15 protein-coding genes and 2 tRNA genes are annotated in these 17666 nt (G+C 31.9%); 8 read left to right on the forward strand and 9 right to left on the reverse strand.

Going from position 1 to position 17666, the window contains the following annotated elements; translation table 11 throughout:
• The first annotated feature begins 130 nt into the window (after positions 1-130).
• From ILYOP_RS15095 to ILYOP_RS04025, 3 genes are all read left to right on the forward strand, one after another.
• Positions 131-1435, forward strand: coding sequence for a diguanylate cyclase domain-containing protein (locus tag ILYOP_RS15095; protein WP_049774848.1), 1305 nt, complete (start codon positions 131-133; stop codon positions 1433-1435).
• Positions 1432-2235 (forward strand): putative bifunctional diguanylate cyclase/phosphodiesterase, encoded by an 804-nt coding sequence (locus ILYOP_RS15100; RefSeq protein ID WP_083789084.1) that lies wholly within the window; start codon positions 1432-1434, stop codon positions 2233-2235. The genes ILYOP_RS15095 and ILYOP_RS15100 overlap by 4 nt, the downstream gene beginning before the upstream one ends.
• Before the next feature lie 70 nt (positions 2236-2305).
• Positions 2306-3100, forward strand: a complete 795-nt coding sequence (locus tag ILYOP_RS04025; RefSeq protein ID WP_013387246.1) for a GGDEF domain-containing protein — start codon at positions 2306-2308, stop codon at positions 3098-3100.
• Between the two features lie 167 nt (positions 3101-3267).
• Here the strand turns inward: ILYOP_RS04025 and ILYOP_RS04030 are convergent.
• From ILYOP_RS04030 to ILYOP_RS04040, 3 genes are all read right to left on the reverse strand, one after another.
• Positions 3268-3356, reverse strand: a tRNA-Ser gene (locus ILYOP_RS04030).
• A 7-nt stretch (positions 3357-3363) separates the two neighbouring features.
• Positions 3364-3449 (reverse strand) — tRNA-Leu (locus tag ILYOP_RS04035).
• 268 nt (positions 3450-3717) lie between these two features.
• A complete protein-coding gene (locus ILYOP_RS04040; protein WP_013387247.1) occupies positions 3718-4200 on the reverse strand; it encodes a ferritin-like domain-containing protein in 483 nt (160 codons plus the stop codon).
• A gap of 299 nt (positions 4201-4499) precedes the next feature.
• Between ILYOP_RS04040 and ILYOP_RS04045 the strand changes: the two genes are divergently transcribed.
• Positions 4500-5693 carry an L-lactate MFS transporter gene (locus ILYOP_RS04045; RefSeq protein ID WP_013387248.1) on the forward strand — a complete coding sequence of 398 codons (1194 nt, stop codon included), beginning with the start codon at positions 4500-4502 and terminating at the stop codon, positions 5691-5693.
• Between the two features lie 167 nt (positions 5694-5860).
• On the opposite strand, the gene ILYOP_RS04050 is transcribed toward ILYOP_RS04045, so the two are convergent.
• Positions 5861-6496 carry a carbonic anhydrase gene (locus ILYOP_RS04050; RefSeq protein ID WP_013387249.1) on the reverse strand — a complete coding sequence of 212 codons (636 nt, stop codon included), beginning with the start codon at positions 6494-6496 and terminating at the stop codon, positions 5861-5863.
• Positions 6497-6691: 195 nt separating this feature from the next.
• Here ILYOP_RS04050 and ILYOP_RS04055 point away from each other — a divergent pair, with 195 nt between their 5' ends.
• From ILYOP_RS04055 to ILYOP_RS04070, 4 genes are all read left to right on the forward strand, one after another.
• Complete coding sequence (locus ILYOP_RS04055) at positions 6692-7810, forward strand: alanyl-tRNA editing protein (RefSeq protein ID WP_013387250.1); 1119 nt, start codon at positions 6692-6694, stop codon at positions 7808-7810.
• Positions 7811-7862: 52 nt separating this feature from the next.
• Positions 7863-8915, forward strand: a complete 1053-nt coding sequence (gene rlmN / locus ILYOP_RS04060) for a dual-specificity RNA methyltransferase RlmN (RefSeq protein WP_425364869.1) — start codon at positions 7863-7865, stop codon at positions 8913-8915.
• A 146-nt stretch (positions 8916-9061) separates the two neighbouring features.
• A complete protein-coding gene (locus ILYOP_RS04065) occupies positions 9062-11215 on the forward strand; it encodes a transglycosylase domain-containing protein (protein WP_013387252.1) in 2154 nt (717 codons plus the stop codon).
• A gap of 228 nt (positions 11216-11443) precedes the next feature.
• A complete protein-coding gene (locus ILYOP_RS04070; RefSeq protein WP_013387253.1) occupies positions 11444-11911 on the forward strand; it encodes a YehS family protein in 468 nt (155 codons plus the stop codon).
• A gap of 79 nt (positions 11912-11990) precedes the next feature.
• Here the strand turns inward: ILYOP_RS04070 and ILYOP_RS04075 are convergent, their stop codons facing one another.
• From ILYOP_RS04075 to gmd, 5 genes are all read right to left on the reverse strand, one after another.
• Positions 11991-13325, reverse strand: a complete 1335-nt coding sequence (locus ILYOP_RS04075; protein WP_041921128.1) for a sugar transferase — start codon at positions 13323-13325, stop codon at positions 11991-11993.
• 117 nt (positions 13326-13442) lie between these two features.
• Complete coding sequence (locus ILYOP_RS04080; RefSeq protein ID WP_013387255.1) at positions 13443-14378, reverse strand: glycosyltransferase; 936 nt, start codon at positions 14376-14378, stop codon at positions 13443-13445.
• Between the two features lie 21 nt (positions 14379-14399).
• Positions 14400-15512: a glycosyltransferase family 4 protein gene (locus ILYOP_RS04085; RefSeq protein ID WP_013387256.1), complete on the reverse strand. Its 1113-nt coding sequence runs from the start codon at positions 15510-15512 to the stop codon at positions 14400-14402.
• Between the two features lie 18 nt (positions 15513-15530).
• The gene (locus ILYOP_RS04090; protein ID WP_013387257.1) at positions 15531-16460 is read right to left on the reverse strand and encodes a GDP-L-fucose synthase family protein; all 930 of its coding nucleotides are present in this window, start codon (positions 16458-16460) and stop codon (positions 15531-15533) included.
• 53 nt (positions 16461-16513) lie between these two features.
• A complete protein-coding gene (gene gmd, locus ILYOP_RS04095) occupies positions 16514-17623 on the reverse strand; it encodes a GDP-mannose 4,6-dehydratase (protein ID WP_013387258.1) in 1110 nt (369 codons plus the stop codon).
• Positions 17624-17666: the final 43 nt, after the last annotated feature.

The following is a 17666-nucleotide window of genomic DNA, read 5'->3' on the forward strand; positions in this document are numbered from 1 at the left end:
TTCAATGAAAAAATAAATAATTAATAGAAAGGATATCAAAAAGGATTTATACGAGTATTTATGTATTGCTATAAATTTTTATGTTTTTGAAACAGAATAAACTTTCATCATAAATTGGGGGGTGAGAGAGTTGATATTGTTGACAACAATGGACTCTACATTTGCATCTAAGAATAAAAAAATGTTAAAAGATATAGGATACAAAAGTCTGCTTGCACGTTCTTCTGAAGAATCAATCAGTTTACTGGAAATGAATGACGAAATAAAACTGGCTATTATAGACATAGATACCGTCGAAGATGTACTTTCTCTTGTTAATCATATTAAGTCTAAAATTTTTATCCCGGTGATATACACCACGGTTGATAAAAAGATTCCAATAAATCTGTATAATGATTTTTATCACAGCTGTCTTCCAAAAGATAGCAACGAGTTTTTATTAGAGAACTTATTGGAAGCAGCCCTAAAACTATTCAGCGGGATCAGAGATTGTAGAATAAAATGCTCACTAAATAAGAATAATGAGAATTTGGAGAGAAGAGAACAATACAGGGCTATTTTTGAAAATGATCAAGTTGTAATGATGATTATAAATCCTGAAACTAAAAAAATAGTTGATGTAAACTTCGCTGCCACAAGATTTTACGGCTGGAGTAGAGAGGAAATGACTAAAATGTCGCTGTCAGACATTAGTCTTATCAATGAAGATTTACTAGAAAAAAAGTTTAACCTTGTAAAATCTCAAAAGAAAAATTACTTTACAGTAAAAAATAGGATAAGGAATGGAGATGTCATAGATATTGAAGTTTATTCAGGCCCCATAAAAATAGAGGGAAAAAACTTAGTGTTTGAGATAATAAAGAATGTAACACATCGCAAAGAATTCGAAAATATGATTAAGAAGTTAGCCTATTATGATGTACTGACTGATCTGCCAAACAGAAAGTCATTTTCAGCTCATCTTACAGAGTCAATAAAAAAAAGTGAGCTTAATAACTCTAAAATAGTACTGATTAATTTAGATATCGATTATTTTAAGGATGTAAATGATAGTTTTGGACAGCATGTCGGGGATAGTCTTTTAGTGGAGGTAGCTAGGAGGTTAGAAAAAAGTATCAGGGAATCCAATCAGGTGTATCGTAAAGGCGGAGACGAGTTTGCAATAATCATCAATGAAACTTTGAACCAAAATGAAGTATCTAAAATTTGTGACAGACTTTTATCTCAGTTAAAAAAGCCTGTTAATATTGAGGGACATCAAATTTTTGTGACAGGCAGTATAGGGGTATCAATTTATCCAGAGGACGGTACTGATAGCGAAACTCTTCTTAAAAATTCGGATTTAGCAATGTATAAGTCAAAAGAAAAAGGTAAAAACACCTATCACTTTTTTTCTGAAAAAATAGACTTAGAAAAAAACTTAAGAGAGAAATAGCGAGTAACCTTAGGCAAGCTCTTTTGAAAAAAGAGTTGCAACTTTATTTTCAACCTAAAGTCGATTTAAAAAAGAGTGAAATAATGGGATCTGAATGTCTTGTCCGTTGGATCAAAGATGGAAAACTATATAAGTCACCTGGAGAGTTTATACCTGTGGCTGAGACCTCTGGACTGATTTTGGACTTGGATAAATATGTTTTGTCAGAAGCATGCAGACAGATCGAAATATGGGAAAGCTCTAATATGAATGGGCAAAAGATTTCGGTCAATATTTCAGGTGTACATTTTAAACAGAAACGGATTATCGATACTTCAAAGAGTGTTCTTAATAGATTTAAAATACCTAAAGGGTCTGTTGAGTTAGAAATCACCGAAGGAATATTTTTGGAAGACATAGAAGAAGCTGCAGATACATTAATAGAGTTAAAAGCTTTGGGGTTTGGAATTTCCATAGATGACTTTGGGACAGGGTACTCATCTTTCAAGTATTTGAGCCGATTGCCTATAAATCGAATAAAAATAGATAAAAGTTTTATTGAAAATATAGGTAATATAGAAAATGATATTGCTATAACCAAAATGATAATATCAATGGGGAAACTTCTTAATCTAAATGTTATAGCAGAAGGAGTCGAGACAAAAGAGCAGCTGAATTTACTTATTGAAAATGGATGTACAGAGGTTCAGGGATATTATTTTGGAAAACCTATGCCTCTAAAAGAATATGAAAAATTCTACCGAATAAATAAGGATAAAATTGATGTACTTTACTTTCAAAAGTTATTTAAGATTGGTTAGAAAAATCATTTAAATTTAACTTATCTAATGGGAGTATTCATTAAAAACTAAGTTTTGAAAGGAACTTTTTATGAAAATCAAATCAAAAAAAGCATCTATAATTGTGACATGGTACTTAATAATTTCGTTTATATGGATATTTTTTTATGATCAAATCATATATGTAGAGGCTCAGAATATTAAGTACTATAAATCATTTCAGATTTTTAAATGGATATTTTTTATCTTAATAACATCTCTTTTTCTGTATGAGTTAATAAAAAGAAGCCATTCAGAAATTGAAACTTTAAATAACGAGCAAGAGGATAGTCTTAGAGATTTAAAATCCCGTCTCAATGAACTTGAAAAAGTAGCGTATGTAGATTATTTGACAAAATTGGCTACAAGAAGATTTCTTATGGAGAAATGTGAATTGTTGTTCGAAAGTGCAAAAAGATCAGAAATCACTTTAACTCTCTTAATGTTCGACATAGATTATTTCAAAAAATATAATGACAGATATGGGCATGTCGAAGGAGACCGTATTTTAAGAATAATAGGAAATCTACTAAAAAAGAATTTCAAAGGGAAAACAAATGCTATCGGAAGGTATGGCGGAGAGGAGTTTTTAATTGTTTTGCCCCATACAGATTTAAGAACATCAATATCCTTGGTAGAAAAATTTCAAAAGAAGTTGAAAATCTGTTTTCTTGAACATGGAGACTCACCTTTTGGTGAAATAACGGTTAGTATTGGAGTAAAAAGCGGTAAAATTTCAGAGTATGAAAGCGTAGATGATTTAGTCAGAAAAGTTGATGAAGAACTTTACAGAGCTAAAGAATCTGGAAGAAATAAATATAGTTTTTCTGAAAAAGACAATAGATAATATTTTTAAACACGATTTAAATTAGGGTATCTATCAATAGATGATTTTAAGAGAGGCTCAGTCTCTCTTTTTATTGTAAACTTTAATTTTATGATTATATTCAAATAAAAAAAAGGGAACCAACGGATTTTTAAATCCAGTTACTTCCCTAAAAAATTCATATATAATGGCGATGGAGGTGGGATTTGAACCCACGGGGCTGTTACACCTTACACGCGTTCCAGGCGTGCTCCTTAGGCCACTCGGACACTCCACCAAGTTTGTGGTACCTGAGAAGGGACTTGAACCCTTAAGGACCGAAGTCCGGGGGATTTTGAGTCCCCTGCGTCTACCATTCCGCCACTCAGGCATTTGTTACCTCAATAATATAGACTATTTGAAATTATTTGTCAACAGATTTTTTGTTATTTTACCCGTGAAGAGTTTAGGACTACCTTTTTTCAGTCGTAATCTTGATTTTAGATGAACTACTTCATTGTTAAGTTTGTTTTATAAAATTATATTTATAGAAGTTTCTTTTGATGATAGATATAATAAAATATTAAAAATAGGTGCATCTTTTATAGAGATGCACCTAAAAATTAAATTACAATTTTTTTGTACACTCTTGAATATGTTTATTTATTTCTTGTTAGCTGTCTTTCAAAAGCTCTTAAATGCTTTTCTGAACTATTTTTAAGTTTTATAAACACCATCTTAATGTCTTCTGGAAGTTCGTTTCCCAAAAGTTTTTCATACATAGCAATATTGGCAATTTCAGATGAAACCCCAATACGATAAGCTTCTTCTAGACTGTCAGGCAAAACCACAGTATTTTTTGTTATAACAGGATAGTCCACATTGTATTTTTCAAGAAGTGGCTCGAGATATTTTATATGTCTTTTTTCTGCTTCTATGATATTTACAAAGGGTCTTATTTTACCGTATTTTGAAATTATTTTATCATATTCTGCTTTTGCCATGAGTTCGTCTTCCATAGAATATGTAAGAGCTTGTTCTATACTAAGGGAATTCATACTATCTGTTCTAGAAGCACCAACATTAGAAAAAGCAGTAATTGAAATAACCATTAATCCCAATACAAGAGTTTTTATTTTCATTTTATTTCCACCTCCTGATTCCATACTAAATAATACTTTTTAATTGTGACAGAATTGTTACAGAAAATTATTGTACAATATAATTATATCTTATCAGTAAATTTTATAAAATTCTTTCACTGGAATTATATTTTGAAATTTGTTTACCGATTTAGTAAAATTCTGAGAAGTTTAAGCTACTTAAATTCTTTGTTGGAAAAAAATTTGATTAATAGATAAAAAATATGATATTCTAGTACTACGAACAGGTTAAAAAACATATGTATTTTAACCTGTTAATATTGAGATAGGAGTTGTTTATGAAAAAAAGAGAATTTTATATTGTGAGCGGTCTTGTAATGTTTCTCTGTATGGGAACTATCTATTCATGGAGTGTTTTTCAAAAGCCTTTAGTAGAGGCATTGAAACTGACTTATGGCAAGAATATATCACCAACTATGGCAAGTATGCCATACACAGTATTCTTATTCTGTTATGCTTTTTCGATGCCTGTAGCTGGGAGGTTTATAAAAAAGGTAAACCCAAAAGCTCTTGCAATAGGTGGGTCATTGGCGATATCTTTTGCCTGGATATTAGCTGGATTTGCTGACAGCATCCACTTTATTATAGCTACTTATGGTATTATTGGCGGTATAGGGGTAGGGATTGTGTACGGAATACCTATGGCAGTAGTTACTGAGTGGTTTCCTGATAAAAAAGGATTTGCTGTGGGACTTACACTTCTTGGATTTGGATTATCTCCTTTTATCACTGCACCACTTGCCAACAAATTAATACAAACCTTTGGAGTTTTTCCTAGTTTCAAAATACTAGGTGTATCATTTGCAGTTATACTGAGTCTGTTATCCTTGACTCTTAAATTTCCAGATAAAAAAGAGGATAACAAAACAATAAGTGATAACATAATGCTCGAGCTTACTCCAAGAGAGATGATGAAAACGACGACATTTTATACAATGTGGTGTTGTTTTGTGATCGGTACTTTTTCTGGACTGATGATTATTGGTTTATCTAGTACCTATGCACAAGAAATTGTAAATTTAAATCCTGCTAAAGCGGCTATGTTTACATCCTTTTTTGCAATTTTTAACGGGATAGGTCGACCGATCTTTGGTGCACTTACAGACAAGCTTGGAACAAAAAAGACCATCACTTTGTCATATTTACTGATAATAACTGCAGGAGTACTTTCTTTACTATTTAAGGGGAATATATTTATATTCGGACTTTCCTTTGCAATTATGTGGTTAAACCTAGGTGGGTGGCTAGCAATTGTTCCAGCCTCTACAGTTAATTTATTTGGAAAAAGTCATTATAGTGCAAATTATGGTATTCTTTTTACGGCCTATGGTATAGGGGCTTTATCCCAAGGATTCGTAGGAGGATATATCGACGAGGCTTTTGGTTCTTATTTTTATATTTTCTATCCTGTAATAGCAGCATGTGTGATCGGACTGATTATTTCTAATAAATTTATAGGTGAAAATAAATAAAGACCTTTTTTCTATAGAGGTTATTATAATATATGAATTAGAACTTAATAAATTGTTTGATTTACTGAAAATAAAATAAATAACGATAAGATAGACTAAATAAAAAAGGTGGCAGCAGTAGGATAATCTACTGAAGTCACCTTTTTTATCTTTTGTAAATTTAAAATTTAAACTTCATAATTAAGTGGAATAATCCCATCTTTTTTCCATTTTTCAAGAGGGTATTCGATCTCTTTAATCTTTCCGTTCCTGATATCTAAGATCCATCCGTGAATCTTTGGATATTTTCCAGAAACTATTTTGTTTTTTACAAAGGGTATTTTAAAAACATGCATTAGCTGTTCCAAAACATTTAATTCTGTGATTCTGTCCAATCTATCATCAAGATTTTCAATTTTTTCAAGTTCTTCTCTATTTTGTATGATTAGTTTTTTTATAGGCATCAACCAATTTCCAGTAAGATCTGTACATCCCTCATTTTTATAGGCTGATTTTATTCCACCACATTCATAATGACCTGAGACTATAATATGTTCAACTTCGAGACTTTCCACAGCATATTCTATAACAGAAAGAAGATTCATATCATTTGAAAATACCTGATTGGCTATATTTCTGTGTATAAAAAAGTTACCTGGTTCAGATTTTGTAAATGTGTCTATTGGCATTCTACTGTCTGAACAGCCTATGTATAAAAAAGGAGGTTTTTGCCCACTGGACAATTTTTCAAAGTAGTCTCTATCAGAGTCTACTTTTTCTTTTACCCAATCACTATTTTTTTTAACCAAATCTTTATATCTCATATTTTTTTCCTTTTATTAATTTATTGGTTTCATTTTTTAAACTTTGGAGTGTATAATTATATACATCTATGCCTATAGCAATATAATTATAAGTTATTTTTATTATTATATATATAATTGGTATTTCTTTCAACTAAATTCTTGTAAGGAAGAAGAAATTATTATATTATAAAAAAAATAGGAGGGGAAAATTTTATGGATAAAATTACAGTTGTTTCATGTGAAAAAGTAAAAAATGGATATAAAATAACTCTGGAGGATTCACCCCTATACCAAGACGGTAAGGGTGGTCAGTTAGGAGACAGAGGGAGTATAGCGAACAAAAATATCCTGTCCGTAGAAAAAAATTATATACTTGTAGATGGAGAAGTTCAGTTAGGAGAAAACGATCTTTTTATAGATTATGACAGAAGAAAAGATATAGAGGTACAACACACTGCTCAGCACCTATTCTCGGCTATAGCTTACAATGAGTATTCTTTGAATACAGTTGGCTTCAGAATGGCAGAAGAGTATTCCACAGTGGACTTAGACTCAAAGGATCTCACAGAAGAAAATATAAAAGGCATCGAAAAAATGGTTAATAATGCTATCAAAAGTTCTATTCCTGTAGAAACCTCAATAGTTAAAAGAGAAGAGGTTATGACCTTAGAAGGAATGAGGAAAACAGTGAGTGAGAAGGTTACTGGTGACGTCAGGATAGTAAAGATAGGCGACTTAGATACAAATGCCTGTGGAGGTTTTCACGTAAATAATATTTGTGAGCTGCAAATATTCAAAATCCTGTCATGGGAAAAAATAAAAGGAAATTATACAAGATTTTATTATATAGCAGGAAACAGAGCTATAGAGGATTATTATGGTAAAAATAAACTAATAGGGAAATTATGCCAAACTCTTAGCTGCAGGGAAAATGAAATAATAACCATGATAGATAAGATGGTTTCTGATAAAAAATCTTCAGAACTAGAACTTCGTTCCATTACACAAAATTATGCAAAAATTTTAGCTAAAGATCTTATGAACAATTCAGAAAATATAAATGGAAAGAAACTTATATTTTACCCGGAAAACAGTTTAGTCTCAAACTTTCTTCCAAAATATATAGATATTTCAAAGTATATTTTGATTTTTGGAGATTCAGGACAGTTTACAATCACTTCTGAAAATATAAATTGTAAAGATTTTTTTAGTTTTTTAAAAACAACAGGACAGATAAAAGGTGGGGGAAATGAATCAAGAGTCAATTTAAAAGGTGACATATCAAGAGATCTTATTTTTCAACAGTTGAAAGTATATTTATCTAAGTTGTAACTTTGTCTATTTTGTGGTATGATATACCCCGATTGATTAATATTTGGAGGTAATTATGGAGAGTACAACAAATCTCTTAAATTTAAATTTAAAAGAGTTAGAAGATTTTATTGTTTCTATCGGAATGAAGAAGTTTAATGGTAAGCAGATATTCGACTGGCTTCATGGAAAAATAATAAGAAATATAGACGATATGACAAATATCTCTAAAAAGAACAGAGAACTTCTGCAGTCTAAAAGCTACATTCCTTTTTTAAACGTTGTAAAACACAAAACTTCTAAGATAGATTACACTGAAAAGTTTGTTTTTAAATTAGAGGATGGAAATACAATAGAAACAGTTCTTTTAAAGCATAAAGAGAGAAATACTCTTTGTATTTCATCACAAGTGGGATGTCCTGTAAAATGTAGTTTTTGTGCTACGGGATTAGATGGTTTTGTGAGAAATCTAAATGTACATGAAATCTTAAATCAGGTATATACAGTACAGAGAAGATTTTTCAAAAGTGAAGGAAAGAATATAACAAATGTTGTTTTTATGGGCATGGGAGAACCAATGTTAAACATTGAAAATGTCATTAAAGCAGTGGATATTCTTTCAGATGAAAATGGTATGAATATTTCAAAGAGAAGAATAACTATCTCTACTTCAGGTATTATTCCTGGAATCGAAAAGCTTCTACAGGAAAAAATACCAGTAGAACTTGCAATATCTCTTCATGCAATAACAAACGAGAAGAGAGATGCTTTGATACCTATAAACAGAAAATATCCTTTAGAGGATCTATATACAATACTAAATGAATACCAAAAGATTACAAAGCGAAGGATAACTTTTGAATATGTTCTTATTGACAAGCTGAACGTAACACAAAGTGATGCAGATAGACTTGCTGAATTTATGCATAGTTTTGACCATGTTTTGAACCTTATCCCTTATAATCCAGTTCCTGGAAACGATTACGAGAGACCAGCTCCTGAAAAGATAAAGAAATTTTATAATTATCTTTTAAATGAGAGAAAGGTTAATGTAACTTTAAGACATGAAAAAGGTTCTGATATAGATGGTGCTTGCGGGCAGCTAAGACAGAGCATCAAGAAATAAATTTATTCCCCCTAATTTAAAGGGGGATTTTTTATGCTTATATTTATCTAAAAAAATTAAAAATTTTAAAGAGGTACGCTGTCCTTTATTGTTTACTTATTCTGTTTATGTTAAAATGTAAATATAAAATTATAAAGAGGATGATTATGAAAGATAATATGAAAAAAATATTTAAAGTCTCTATTTTATTTGCTTTTTTATCCATTATTGTTGTAGGGTTAATATCTTTTTCACTTATATATAGTGCTTATAAAAGTCTACCAGATGTAGGGAAGCTTGTGGAATCATATACGCCTTCTGTACCCACAATTATATTTGACAGCAACGATGAGGTAATAGATTCAATATACCGTGAGAGGCGTGATACTGCGACGATTTCAGAAATACCTGAAAATGTAAAAAATGCCTTTGTAGCAATTGAAGACAGAAGATTTTATACACATCATGGCCTAGACCCCCTTAGACTTGGAAGAGCGATAGCTGTCAACATCTCTCAGGGAAGAGCGGCTCAGGGAGCTAGTACAATCACTCAGCAGCTGGCAAAAAATGCTTTTCTGACTCATGAAAAAAAACTTACCAGAAAAGTAAAGGAAGCCCTGATAACCTTAGAGATTGAAAGAAGTTACACAAAAGATGAAATTTTGGAAAAATATCTAAATGAGATATATTTTGGTGCAGGATCATATGGTATAAAAACTGCAGCAAGATCTTTTTTTGAAAAAGATGTAGAAGATCTAAATCTTGCAGAGGGAGCTATGCTAGCAGGAATGCCAAATAGACCATCTCTCTATAACCCAAGAAAAAATTTAGAACAGTCTTTGAGAAGAACTAAGTTAATTTTGAATCAAATGAAAAAATTTAATTATATTACTGAAGATGAGTATAACAGGGCTTTAAAACAAAAATTCCTTCTTGAAAAGGATCTTCCAGAAAATTATATCGCAGATGACTACACCTCTGTGATAAAAGAGAAAAATAGCAGGAAATCTCTTAATTCACCTGATTTTACTGATATAGTTGAAAAAAGAATATTTGAAATGTTTGATGAAAATACAATTTATGAGGGCGGACTGAAAGTTTATACTTCCCTTGATCTGCAGATGCAAAAGGCTGCTATTGAAACTTTTAATAATTACAAGTTGCTAAAAGAAGATCCAAAGTTACAGGGAGCACTTATAACTATAGATTCAAACAACGGTTATGTAAAAAGCATAATAGCTGGGAAAAACTTTAAAACAGGAAATTTCAACAGAGCAACTATGGCAAAAAGACAGGTAGGGTCTTCATTTAAACCTTTTGTATATTTTACTGCTTTAAAGAAAGGGATTCCTATGAATGCAGTTGTAGAGGACTCTGAGATAGAATATAAAGACTGGAAACCCCAGAATTACGGAGGTTACTTTTCAGGGAATATTACTGTTTTGCAAGCTATGGAAAAATCTGTTAATATTGTTGCAATAAAGCTTCTAGAAAAAGTAGGAGTGAAAAGTGTTATAAATACATTTAGAAAAACAGGGGTAGATGTAGATATACCGTATAATCTTTCTATTGCTCTAGGGACAATGAGCATGAGTCCACTAGACCTCGCTACAGCTTATATACCTTTTTCTAACGGAGGTTATAAGGTTAAACCTATATTTATATCAAAAGTTCTAGATAGATATGGAAATGTCCTTTACGAATCACCTGTAGAGAAGGAAAAAATATTTGCCAGTGACAACGTGTCTTTAATCGTTCATATGATGAAAAATGTAGTTGCCAACGGTTCAGGAAGAAGAGCCCGTGTTACTGATAAGGACGGAAACTTCGTGGAGCAGGGAGGTAAAACAGGAACAACCAATGATTATAGATCTGCCTGGTTTGCAGGAATTACTCCTGAGTATGTCACAACTCTTTATATAGGTTATGATGATAATTCACCGATGAAAAAAGCCACAGGTGGAGGAGCAGCTGCACCTCTTTGGGGAGAATATTATCAGGCAATGATAAATAAAGATGCCTATACACCTGGGGAATTTCAGTTTATGGAAGACCATATAGAGAATGGGAATCTCATAACTGCAAATATTGATTCTAAGACTGGATTACTTGGGGATTCCTCTAGCATATCCATAAGAAAAGGACTTTTCAAGCGAGGACAGGTTCCTGTAGAAAATAATAGCAGTTATTCCAAAGGACTTGAAAGTTTCTTTATAGGAGATGTTACACTTACAGATGAACTTTCAGCAGATGAGCTAAACGAGATAAAAAATCATCCTGATTTAGAAGAGGAGAAAATAATCTCCAGTGATCTTTTTTAAAGCTAAATATACTGAAGAAGTTACCTATCTTTGATGGACACATATAGAAAAAAATGTTATAATTTTTAAATATTGTTTTATAGAAAAATCTGATTCCAGTTGCTAGAATACATAAATAGTCTTTTAGTAAGATGTTTCAGAGTGTAGATAAAAAGGGCTAGGCAATGGGGCTTAGCCTTTTTAAATTTTTATTTAAACATTTACAAGTATATTTTATCGGAGGTAAAGATGAGTAATAACGACATTATGAGAGGATTTAGGTATGCTCTAGATATTAAAGATTCAGAGATGGTAGAAGCATTTAAAATTTCGGGTTATGAACTCACAGTGGAGGATTTAAAAAACTTTTTAAAAAAAGACAGTGAAGAAGGGCAGGTTAAATGTAACGATCGTATTATGACTTTGTTCCTAGACGGCTTTATTACTTTGAAAAGAGGTAAAAAAGAACCTAAAGAGGGAGAAGTCAAAAAGCCTGAAAAAAAACTTACTAACAACATGATATTGAAAAAAATGCAGATATCCCTTAACTTAAGAAGTGATGATATGTTGAAAATATTCAAGGCAGCAGGACTAGAACTTTCAAATTCTGAATTATCGGCTTTGTTTAGAAATAAAAGTCATAAAAACTACATGGAATGTGGCGATAAATTTATGAGAAATTTTTTAAAAGGACTTACGATAACATATAGAGGGTAGTTGAAAGGGTAAATTATAATTAAAAAGGCTATATAAAAACAGAGGGAAGTAACTTGTATCCCTCTGTTTTTATATTATGTTAATATGCTCCTTTTCGGTTTAATACATACTTAATAGTTTGAAGTAAAAGGACTATATCTAGCCACAAAGACCAGTTCCGTATATAATATAAGTCTGATGCAATTCTCTCTTCATAGTCTTCCACATCTGAACGTCCGTGGGACTGCCACATTCCTGTTATCCCAGGTTTTATTTGAAATACTTTTTTTCCAATCTCATAACCATAGTGCAGTTCGAGTTCTTTTTTAACAATTGGTCTAGGCCCCACAATGCTCATTTCACCTTTTAAAACATTTATAAATTGTGGAAATTCATCTAGGGAGCTTTCCCGAAGGAATTTACCAATTGGAGTAATTCGTGGATCATCTTTTAGTTTGAAATTATTGTAATATTCCTCTCTTTTCTTTTCGTCTTTCAACATCTCCTGGAGTCTCTCTTCTGCATCGGCATACATGGTTCTAAATTTATATATTTTAAATTCCTTTAGGTCTTTTCCTATCCTGGTATGCTTAAAGAAAAGAGGACCGCCATCTTTTTTAATTTTTTTAGAAAAAATAACTATTAATATTCCTAGAATCAAGATTCCACCAAGACTTAATAAAACATCCATAATTCGTTTTATGAAATTTCTGAACTTTGAATGTATTTGCTGAGTGGCGGTTATAAGGAGCAAACCGTCATAATCCTGGATCTGAGAATTTAAGTTGAATATTCCATTATTGTCAGGTATAAATTTCAATTTTTTGATATGCCCGTCTAAGTCATTGCTTATTTTTCTCCAGTTTAAATCTTTTAGGTCCGTCCCAGGAAGTGCAACTATAACCTGATCTATAGGGTTAGTTTTTAGAAAATCAAGTAATTCACTGTATTTACAAACTACCTGACTTTCAGGCACATCACACTGATCACTTATTTGAACAAAACCTATAAGCTTGTACATAGAGGAGTGATGAATTTTTATTAGTTTGGCAAAGTGTTTTGCAGTAATTCCAGTACCAATAACCAATATTTTTTTCTTGAGGTATTTCCAGAAATGATTTTTAATAAAATTGGTGAAAAAGATATTGAAAAAAATAAATATAGTACTAAGAAATAGATAAAACCAGACATATTGAAAACCTAAGAATACAAAGTCAGTTATAACTATTATAACAAAAAATTCAGAGTGAAGCTGAAGTTGCTTTTTTAGGTCTTCCCAGACCAAAATATTATTTAAAGAGTAAGTCCCGTTGAAAATATTTAACACGAAATAGATAAAAAAAGTGTAAATAATAAAATTATTTTCTACATTAAAGATATAATTTAGGAAAAAATAAAATAAAATTTGGGCTGTGATTAAAAAAATATTTAACATAGTCTTAATTATAATCACACAAATCCCTCCCACCCTTATAAAAGTTTAAATAACTTTGCATAAAAAACGAACCACAATTTTTTGTAGTTTTAATATTCTTGTTAAAGTTAATTTAAATTATTTTCTAAGATAAGTTTTAGTCCATTTAAAATATTTGTAAAGGTTATGTTTTTTTAAAAAATAACCAATTTTTCCAATGAGATCCAAATCATAATATTTTTTGAACTCGTAAGTAATACTGTCATTTAAATTGAGGTCATCAGTTAAATTTAGTTTATTTTCGTAGAGTTCTGTTTTATATTTAGATCCGGAACTTGTACAGTGAGTTGAAGTTTCACCAAAACCTATATTTTGAAGTTTTGATTTTACTGGATATACTGTGTACATATTTTTCCTGGCTTGAGAATAGCATGATCTTATTGCCCAAGAATCCAGTTTTCCAATTTTTTGTAGTTTTAACATTTCTAAAAGATCGCTACCACCTTTTTTAAATTTTTCAACTAAATTGGGACTAGAAATAAACTCATGGTAATCAGATAGATACCAGTCGTGTTTTTCCCACCTATCTTTCCAGGTACCCCATCCCCAGCTACACCCTCTATAGGATAGATATACATCGTATTTGTAATTTCTGTCTATTTCAATAGGAGGGCCGTATCCTGTTACTGTCCATATTGAGTCATTTTTTTCATAAAGATCCAGAGCCTCGTTCATATATTCTAAAAAATCATTTGCTAGCACAAGGTCGTCTTCTAAAACTATAACTTTTCCGTATCGATCGATTATCTTACTGACACCAGATATGACAGAATGAGCAAGTCCGTTGTTTTCCCTTGACTCAAAAATTTCAATATTCTTAAATCCAGATAATTTATTGAGTATAGCTCTTGTTTCTTTTACTTTTTCTGCTTGCTCTGGCGATTTTGGAGCATCTGAAAAAATAAACAATAGACTCTCTTTAGCAAGTTTATTTTTTTTGAGAGATTCTAAAAGCCCAGCCGTTTCCTTGGGGCGGTTATATACAAATAAAGCTATAGGAGCTAGATCTTTCATAATAAACCTCCTCAAGAAAACTTATTTAACAGAAGAAGTTATGATTCTGTCTACTCTGTTTACAAAATCCTCTGCTTTATAATTGTTTACTGCTTTTTCATAATTGTATTTCTGAAATAATCTTAATTTTTTTTCTGTATTATAAATGGCAGTAGAAATCGAAGATGGTTTTTTCTTGATGCACTCTATTCCATTTATGTCTTTTTCAAAGATATCTCCTATTCCTCCCTGGTTTGTTGTTATTATGGCACATGCATTTGTCATGGCCTCTAGTATAGAGATAGGCTGGCCTTCGATTGGATAGTATGTTGGCAGCAAAAAGATGTCACTTTTTAAAAGTAATTTTCTTTTTTCTTCTCCAGCGACTACTCCAAGATAATTTACTCTGTCCTTATGTTTTTCAATAAGTTCAAAGACATCTTTTTCAAGGTTTTTTTCAATGTTTCCGGCCAAATCTAAATCAAAGTCAATTTTTTTTTCTTCTAGATATCTCAAAGAGTTTAAAAGATCTAAGATCCCTTTTTCCTCCATAAGGTTACTGAGATAAAGGAGTTTTAACTTTCCCTTGTCCCGGTTTAATTTTTTTTCTATCTCTTCTTTTGATGACTGTACATCGTTTGGTACACCGTTATGACAGATAAAAATCTTTTCTGGTGGAAGGATCTCTTGAAACATCCATTTCAAACTTTCTCCTAAAACAATTCCTCCCTTTGATTTTTTTATGAAAAATTTCATTGATTTTTTTTTAAGAGGACCTACATCGTTATAGGTATAGCCTAGCTGTCCACCGTGACTGTGTAGAAAGTAAGGAGTTTTTTTTATTATACATGACAACATATAGGGGGAATATCTCATAAAACCTACAAAACTGTGACCAGGTGTAATATAAACTAAATTATATTTATTTCTGAAAAGTTTTATAAGTTCCCCTGCCATATGTTTAATTGCAATAAAAAATTTTTCGAAGGATATTTTCTTTTGATCTTTTGTACTTTGAATTTTTGAAAGTAAAGCGGTATTTATATGGTCCATTTCATAGCCCTTTTCACATAGCCCACGGAAAAGAATATCATTTGCCATACTCATCCCATGGACTGGTTCAGGAAAGGGTCCTATCATCAGTATTTTTTTCATATTAACACCTGACTTTTTTTAGTCTTTATTTTCGAGATACCATTTATAAACCTCTCTTATCCCTTCTTCTAGCTCAATCTGATGTCGCCACCCAGTAGCGTGTATTTTCGCAACATCTAGGGATCTTCTCGGAGTTCCATCGGGTTTTGTTGTATCAAAAACAACTTCACCTTCATAACCGACAACTTTTTTTATTAGATGAACCAAATTATTTAATTCAATCTCGATGCCGGTCCCTATGTTGATGTGTCCTTCTTCAGAATAATTATTCATGAGATGTATCAGAGCATCAGTGAGGTCTTCTACAAATAAAAATTCTCTGGTAGGTTTACCTGTACCCCAAACAACAACTTCTTTACTACCATTTTTCTTACCGTCATGGAATTTTCTTATTAATGCAGGCATAACATGTGAAGTTTTCAGGTCAAAATTGTCCTTTGGTCCATAGAGGTTAGTTGGCATCGCACAGATAAAATCATCACCATACTGACGTCTGTAGGATTTGCATAGCTCTATTCCAGAAATTTTTGCTATTGCATATGCTTTATTTGTAGGCTCAAGCTCACCAGTGAGAAGGTATTCCTCTTTTATAGGCTGCCCTGCAAATTTTGGATAGATGCAGGCACTTCCTAAAAATAATAATTTTTTAACTCCATATTTATGAGCCGAATTTATAACATTGGCTTCTATCATCAGATTATCATAGATAAACTCAGCAGGATATGTATTGTTAGCGTGTATGCCTCCTACTTTTGCAGCGATTAAAAATACATATTCAGGTCTTTCTTTTTCAAAGAATTTTTCTACTTGATCCTGTTTTCTTAGGTCTAATTCACTGAAATCCTTTGTGACAATATTTTTATAATTTTTACTTTTTAAATTATTTAACAGAGACGACCCAACTAAACCATTGTGCCCAGCAAGATATATTTTTGAATTTAGTTCCATAATTAACCCCCTATAAACTTTTGGTGAATTTATTTATTAAATCAATATTTCTATTAAAAATTCCATTTTTTAATGAATTCTTCATGTCCCATTCTTATGATATGGTCTTTTTCGACAAAATCTAAATCGTGCTCAACCATTATTTTTACAAGATCTTCAAATGAAGTTTTTCTCGGATTCCATCCTAAAGTAGTTTTAGCTTTAGTTGGATCTCCAAGAAGAGTTTCTACTTCTGCCGGACGGAAATATTTTGGATCTACCTCTATCAAAACTTCTTCGGTTTCTTTTGAAAACCCTTTTTCATTTAATCCTTCTCCACGCCAATCGATCTCTATACCAACTTCATGAAAGGCAAGTGTTGCAAACTCTCTAACTGAGTGCTGTTCTCCGGTGGCTATTACAAAATCTTCAGGCTTGTCGTGCTGGAGTATCATCCACATACACTCAACATAATCCTTGGCATATCCCCAGTCTCTCAGAGAGTTTAGGTTTCCAAGATATAGTTTTTTCTGATATCCCTTTGCTATTCTGGCAGCAGCTAAGGTTATTTTTCTGGTTACAAAGGTTTCACCTCTTCGTTCAGACTCGTGGTTGAACAGTATACCGTTTGCAACAAACATATCATAAGATTCCCGGTAATTTTTTGTTATCCAAAAACCATATTGCTTTGCAACAGCATAAGGAGATCTTGGGTAAAATGGAGTAGTTTCTTTTTGAGGTATCTCCTGCACCTTTCCATAAAGCTCAGATGTAGATGCCTGATAGATTTTTGTCTTTTCAGTCATTCCTAGAAGCCTAACAGCCTCTAATACTCTGAGGGTTCCTACTGCATCTGAGTCAGCTGTATACTCAGGAACTTCAAATGAAACTTTTACATGGGACTGAGCCGCAAGATTATATATCTCATCAGGCTGTACCATCTGTATAATCCTGATAAGGTTACTAGAATCAGTCATATCTCCATAGTAAAGTTCTATATTTCGTTCTTTACGCATATCCTCTATAGCTTCCTCTAGGTATAGATGCTCGATCCGTTTTGTATTAAAAGAAGAAGATCTTCTCATTATACCGTGTACCTCATATCCTTTATCTAATAAAAATTCGGCTAAAAATGAACCGTCTTGCCCTGTTATTCCAGTTATTAGAGCGACTTTTTTTTGCATAATAACCTCCTTGTTTAGAAGCGCGTAAAGTCTTCCTGTATTT

Origin of the sequence: Ilyobacter polytropus DSM 2926 (assembly GCF_000165505.1) — a bacterium.
Lineage (GTDB): Bacteria > Fusobacteriota > Fusobacteriia > Fusobacteriales > Fusobacteriaceae > Ilyobacter > Ilyobacter polytropus.

Excerpts from the sequence above, each read along its gene's own strand:
- ILYOP_RS04070 (WP_013387253.1), top strand. The coding sequence starts at position 11,444 with ATGAGTAATAACGACATTATGAGAGGATTTAGGTATGCTCTAGATATT.
- ILYOP_RS04080 (WP_013387255.1), bottom strand. The coding sequence starts at position 14,378 with ATGAAAGATCTAGCTCCTATAGCTTTATTTGTATATAACCGCCCCAAG.
- ILYOP_RS04075 (WP_041921128.1), bottom strand. The coding sequence starts at position 13,325 with ATGTTAAATATTTTTTTAATCACAGCCCAAATTTTATTTTATTTTTTC.
- ILYOP_RS04025 (WP_013387246.1), top strand. The coding sequence starts at position 2,306 with ATGAAAATCAAATCAAAAAAAGCATCTATAATTGTGACATGGTACTTA.
- ILYOP_RS04090 (WP_013387257.1), bottom strand. The coding sequence starts at position 16,460 with ATGGAACTAAATTCAAAAATATATCTTGCTGGGCACAATGGTTTAGTT.
- ILYOP_RS04040 (WP_013387247.1), bottom strand. The coding sequence starts at position 4,200 with ATGAAAATAAAAACTCTTGTATTGGGATTAATGGTTATTTCAATTACT.
- ILYOP_RS04045 (WP_013387248.1), top strand. The coding sequence starts at position 4,500 with ATGAAAAAAAGAGAATTTTATATTGTGAGCGGTCTTGTAATGTTTCTC.
- ILYOP_RS04055 (WP_013387250.1), top strand. The coding sequence starts at position 6,692 with ATGGATAAAATTACAGTTGTTTCATGTGAAAAAGTAAAAAATGGATAT.
- ILYOP_RS04065 (WP_013387252.1), top strand. The coding sequence starts at position 9,062 with ATGAAAGATAATATGAAAAAAATATTTAAAGTCTCTATTTTATTTGCT.
- ILYOP_RS04085 (WP_013387256.1), bottom strand. The coding sequence starts at position 15,512 with ATGAAAAAAATACTGATGATAGGACCCTTTCCTGAACCAGTCCATGGG.
- gmd (WP_013387258.1), bottom strand. The coding sequence starts at position 17,623 with ATGCAAAAAAAAGTCGCTCTAATAACTGGAATAACAGGGCAAGACGGT.
- ILYOP_RS04050 (WP_013387249.1), bottom strand. The coding sequence starts at position 6,496 with ATGAGATATAAAGATTTGGTTAAAAAAAATAGTGATTGGGTAAAAGAA.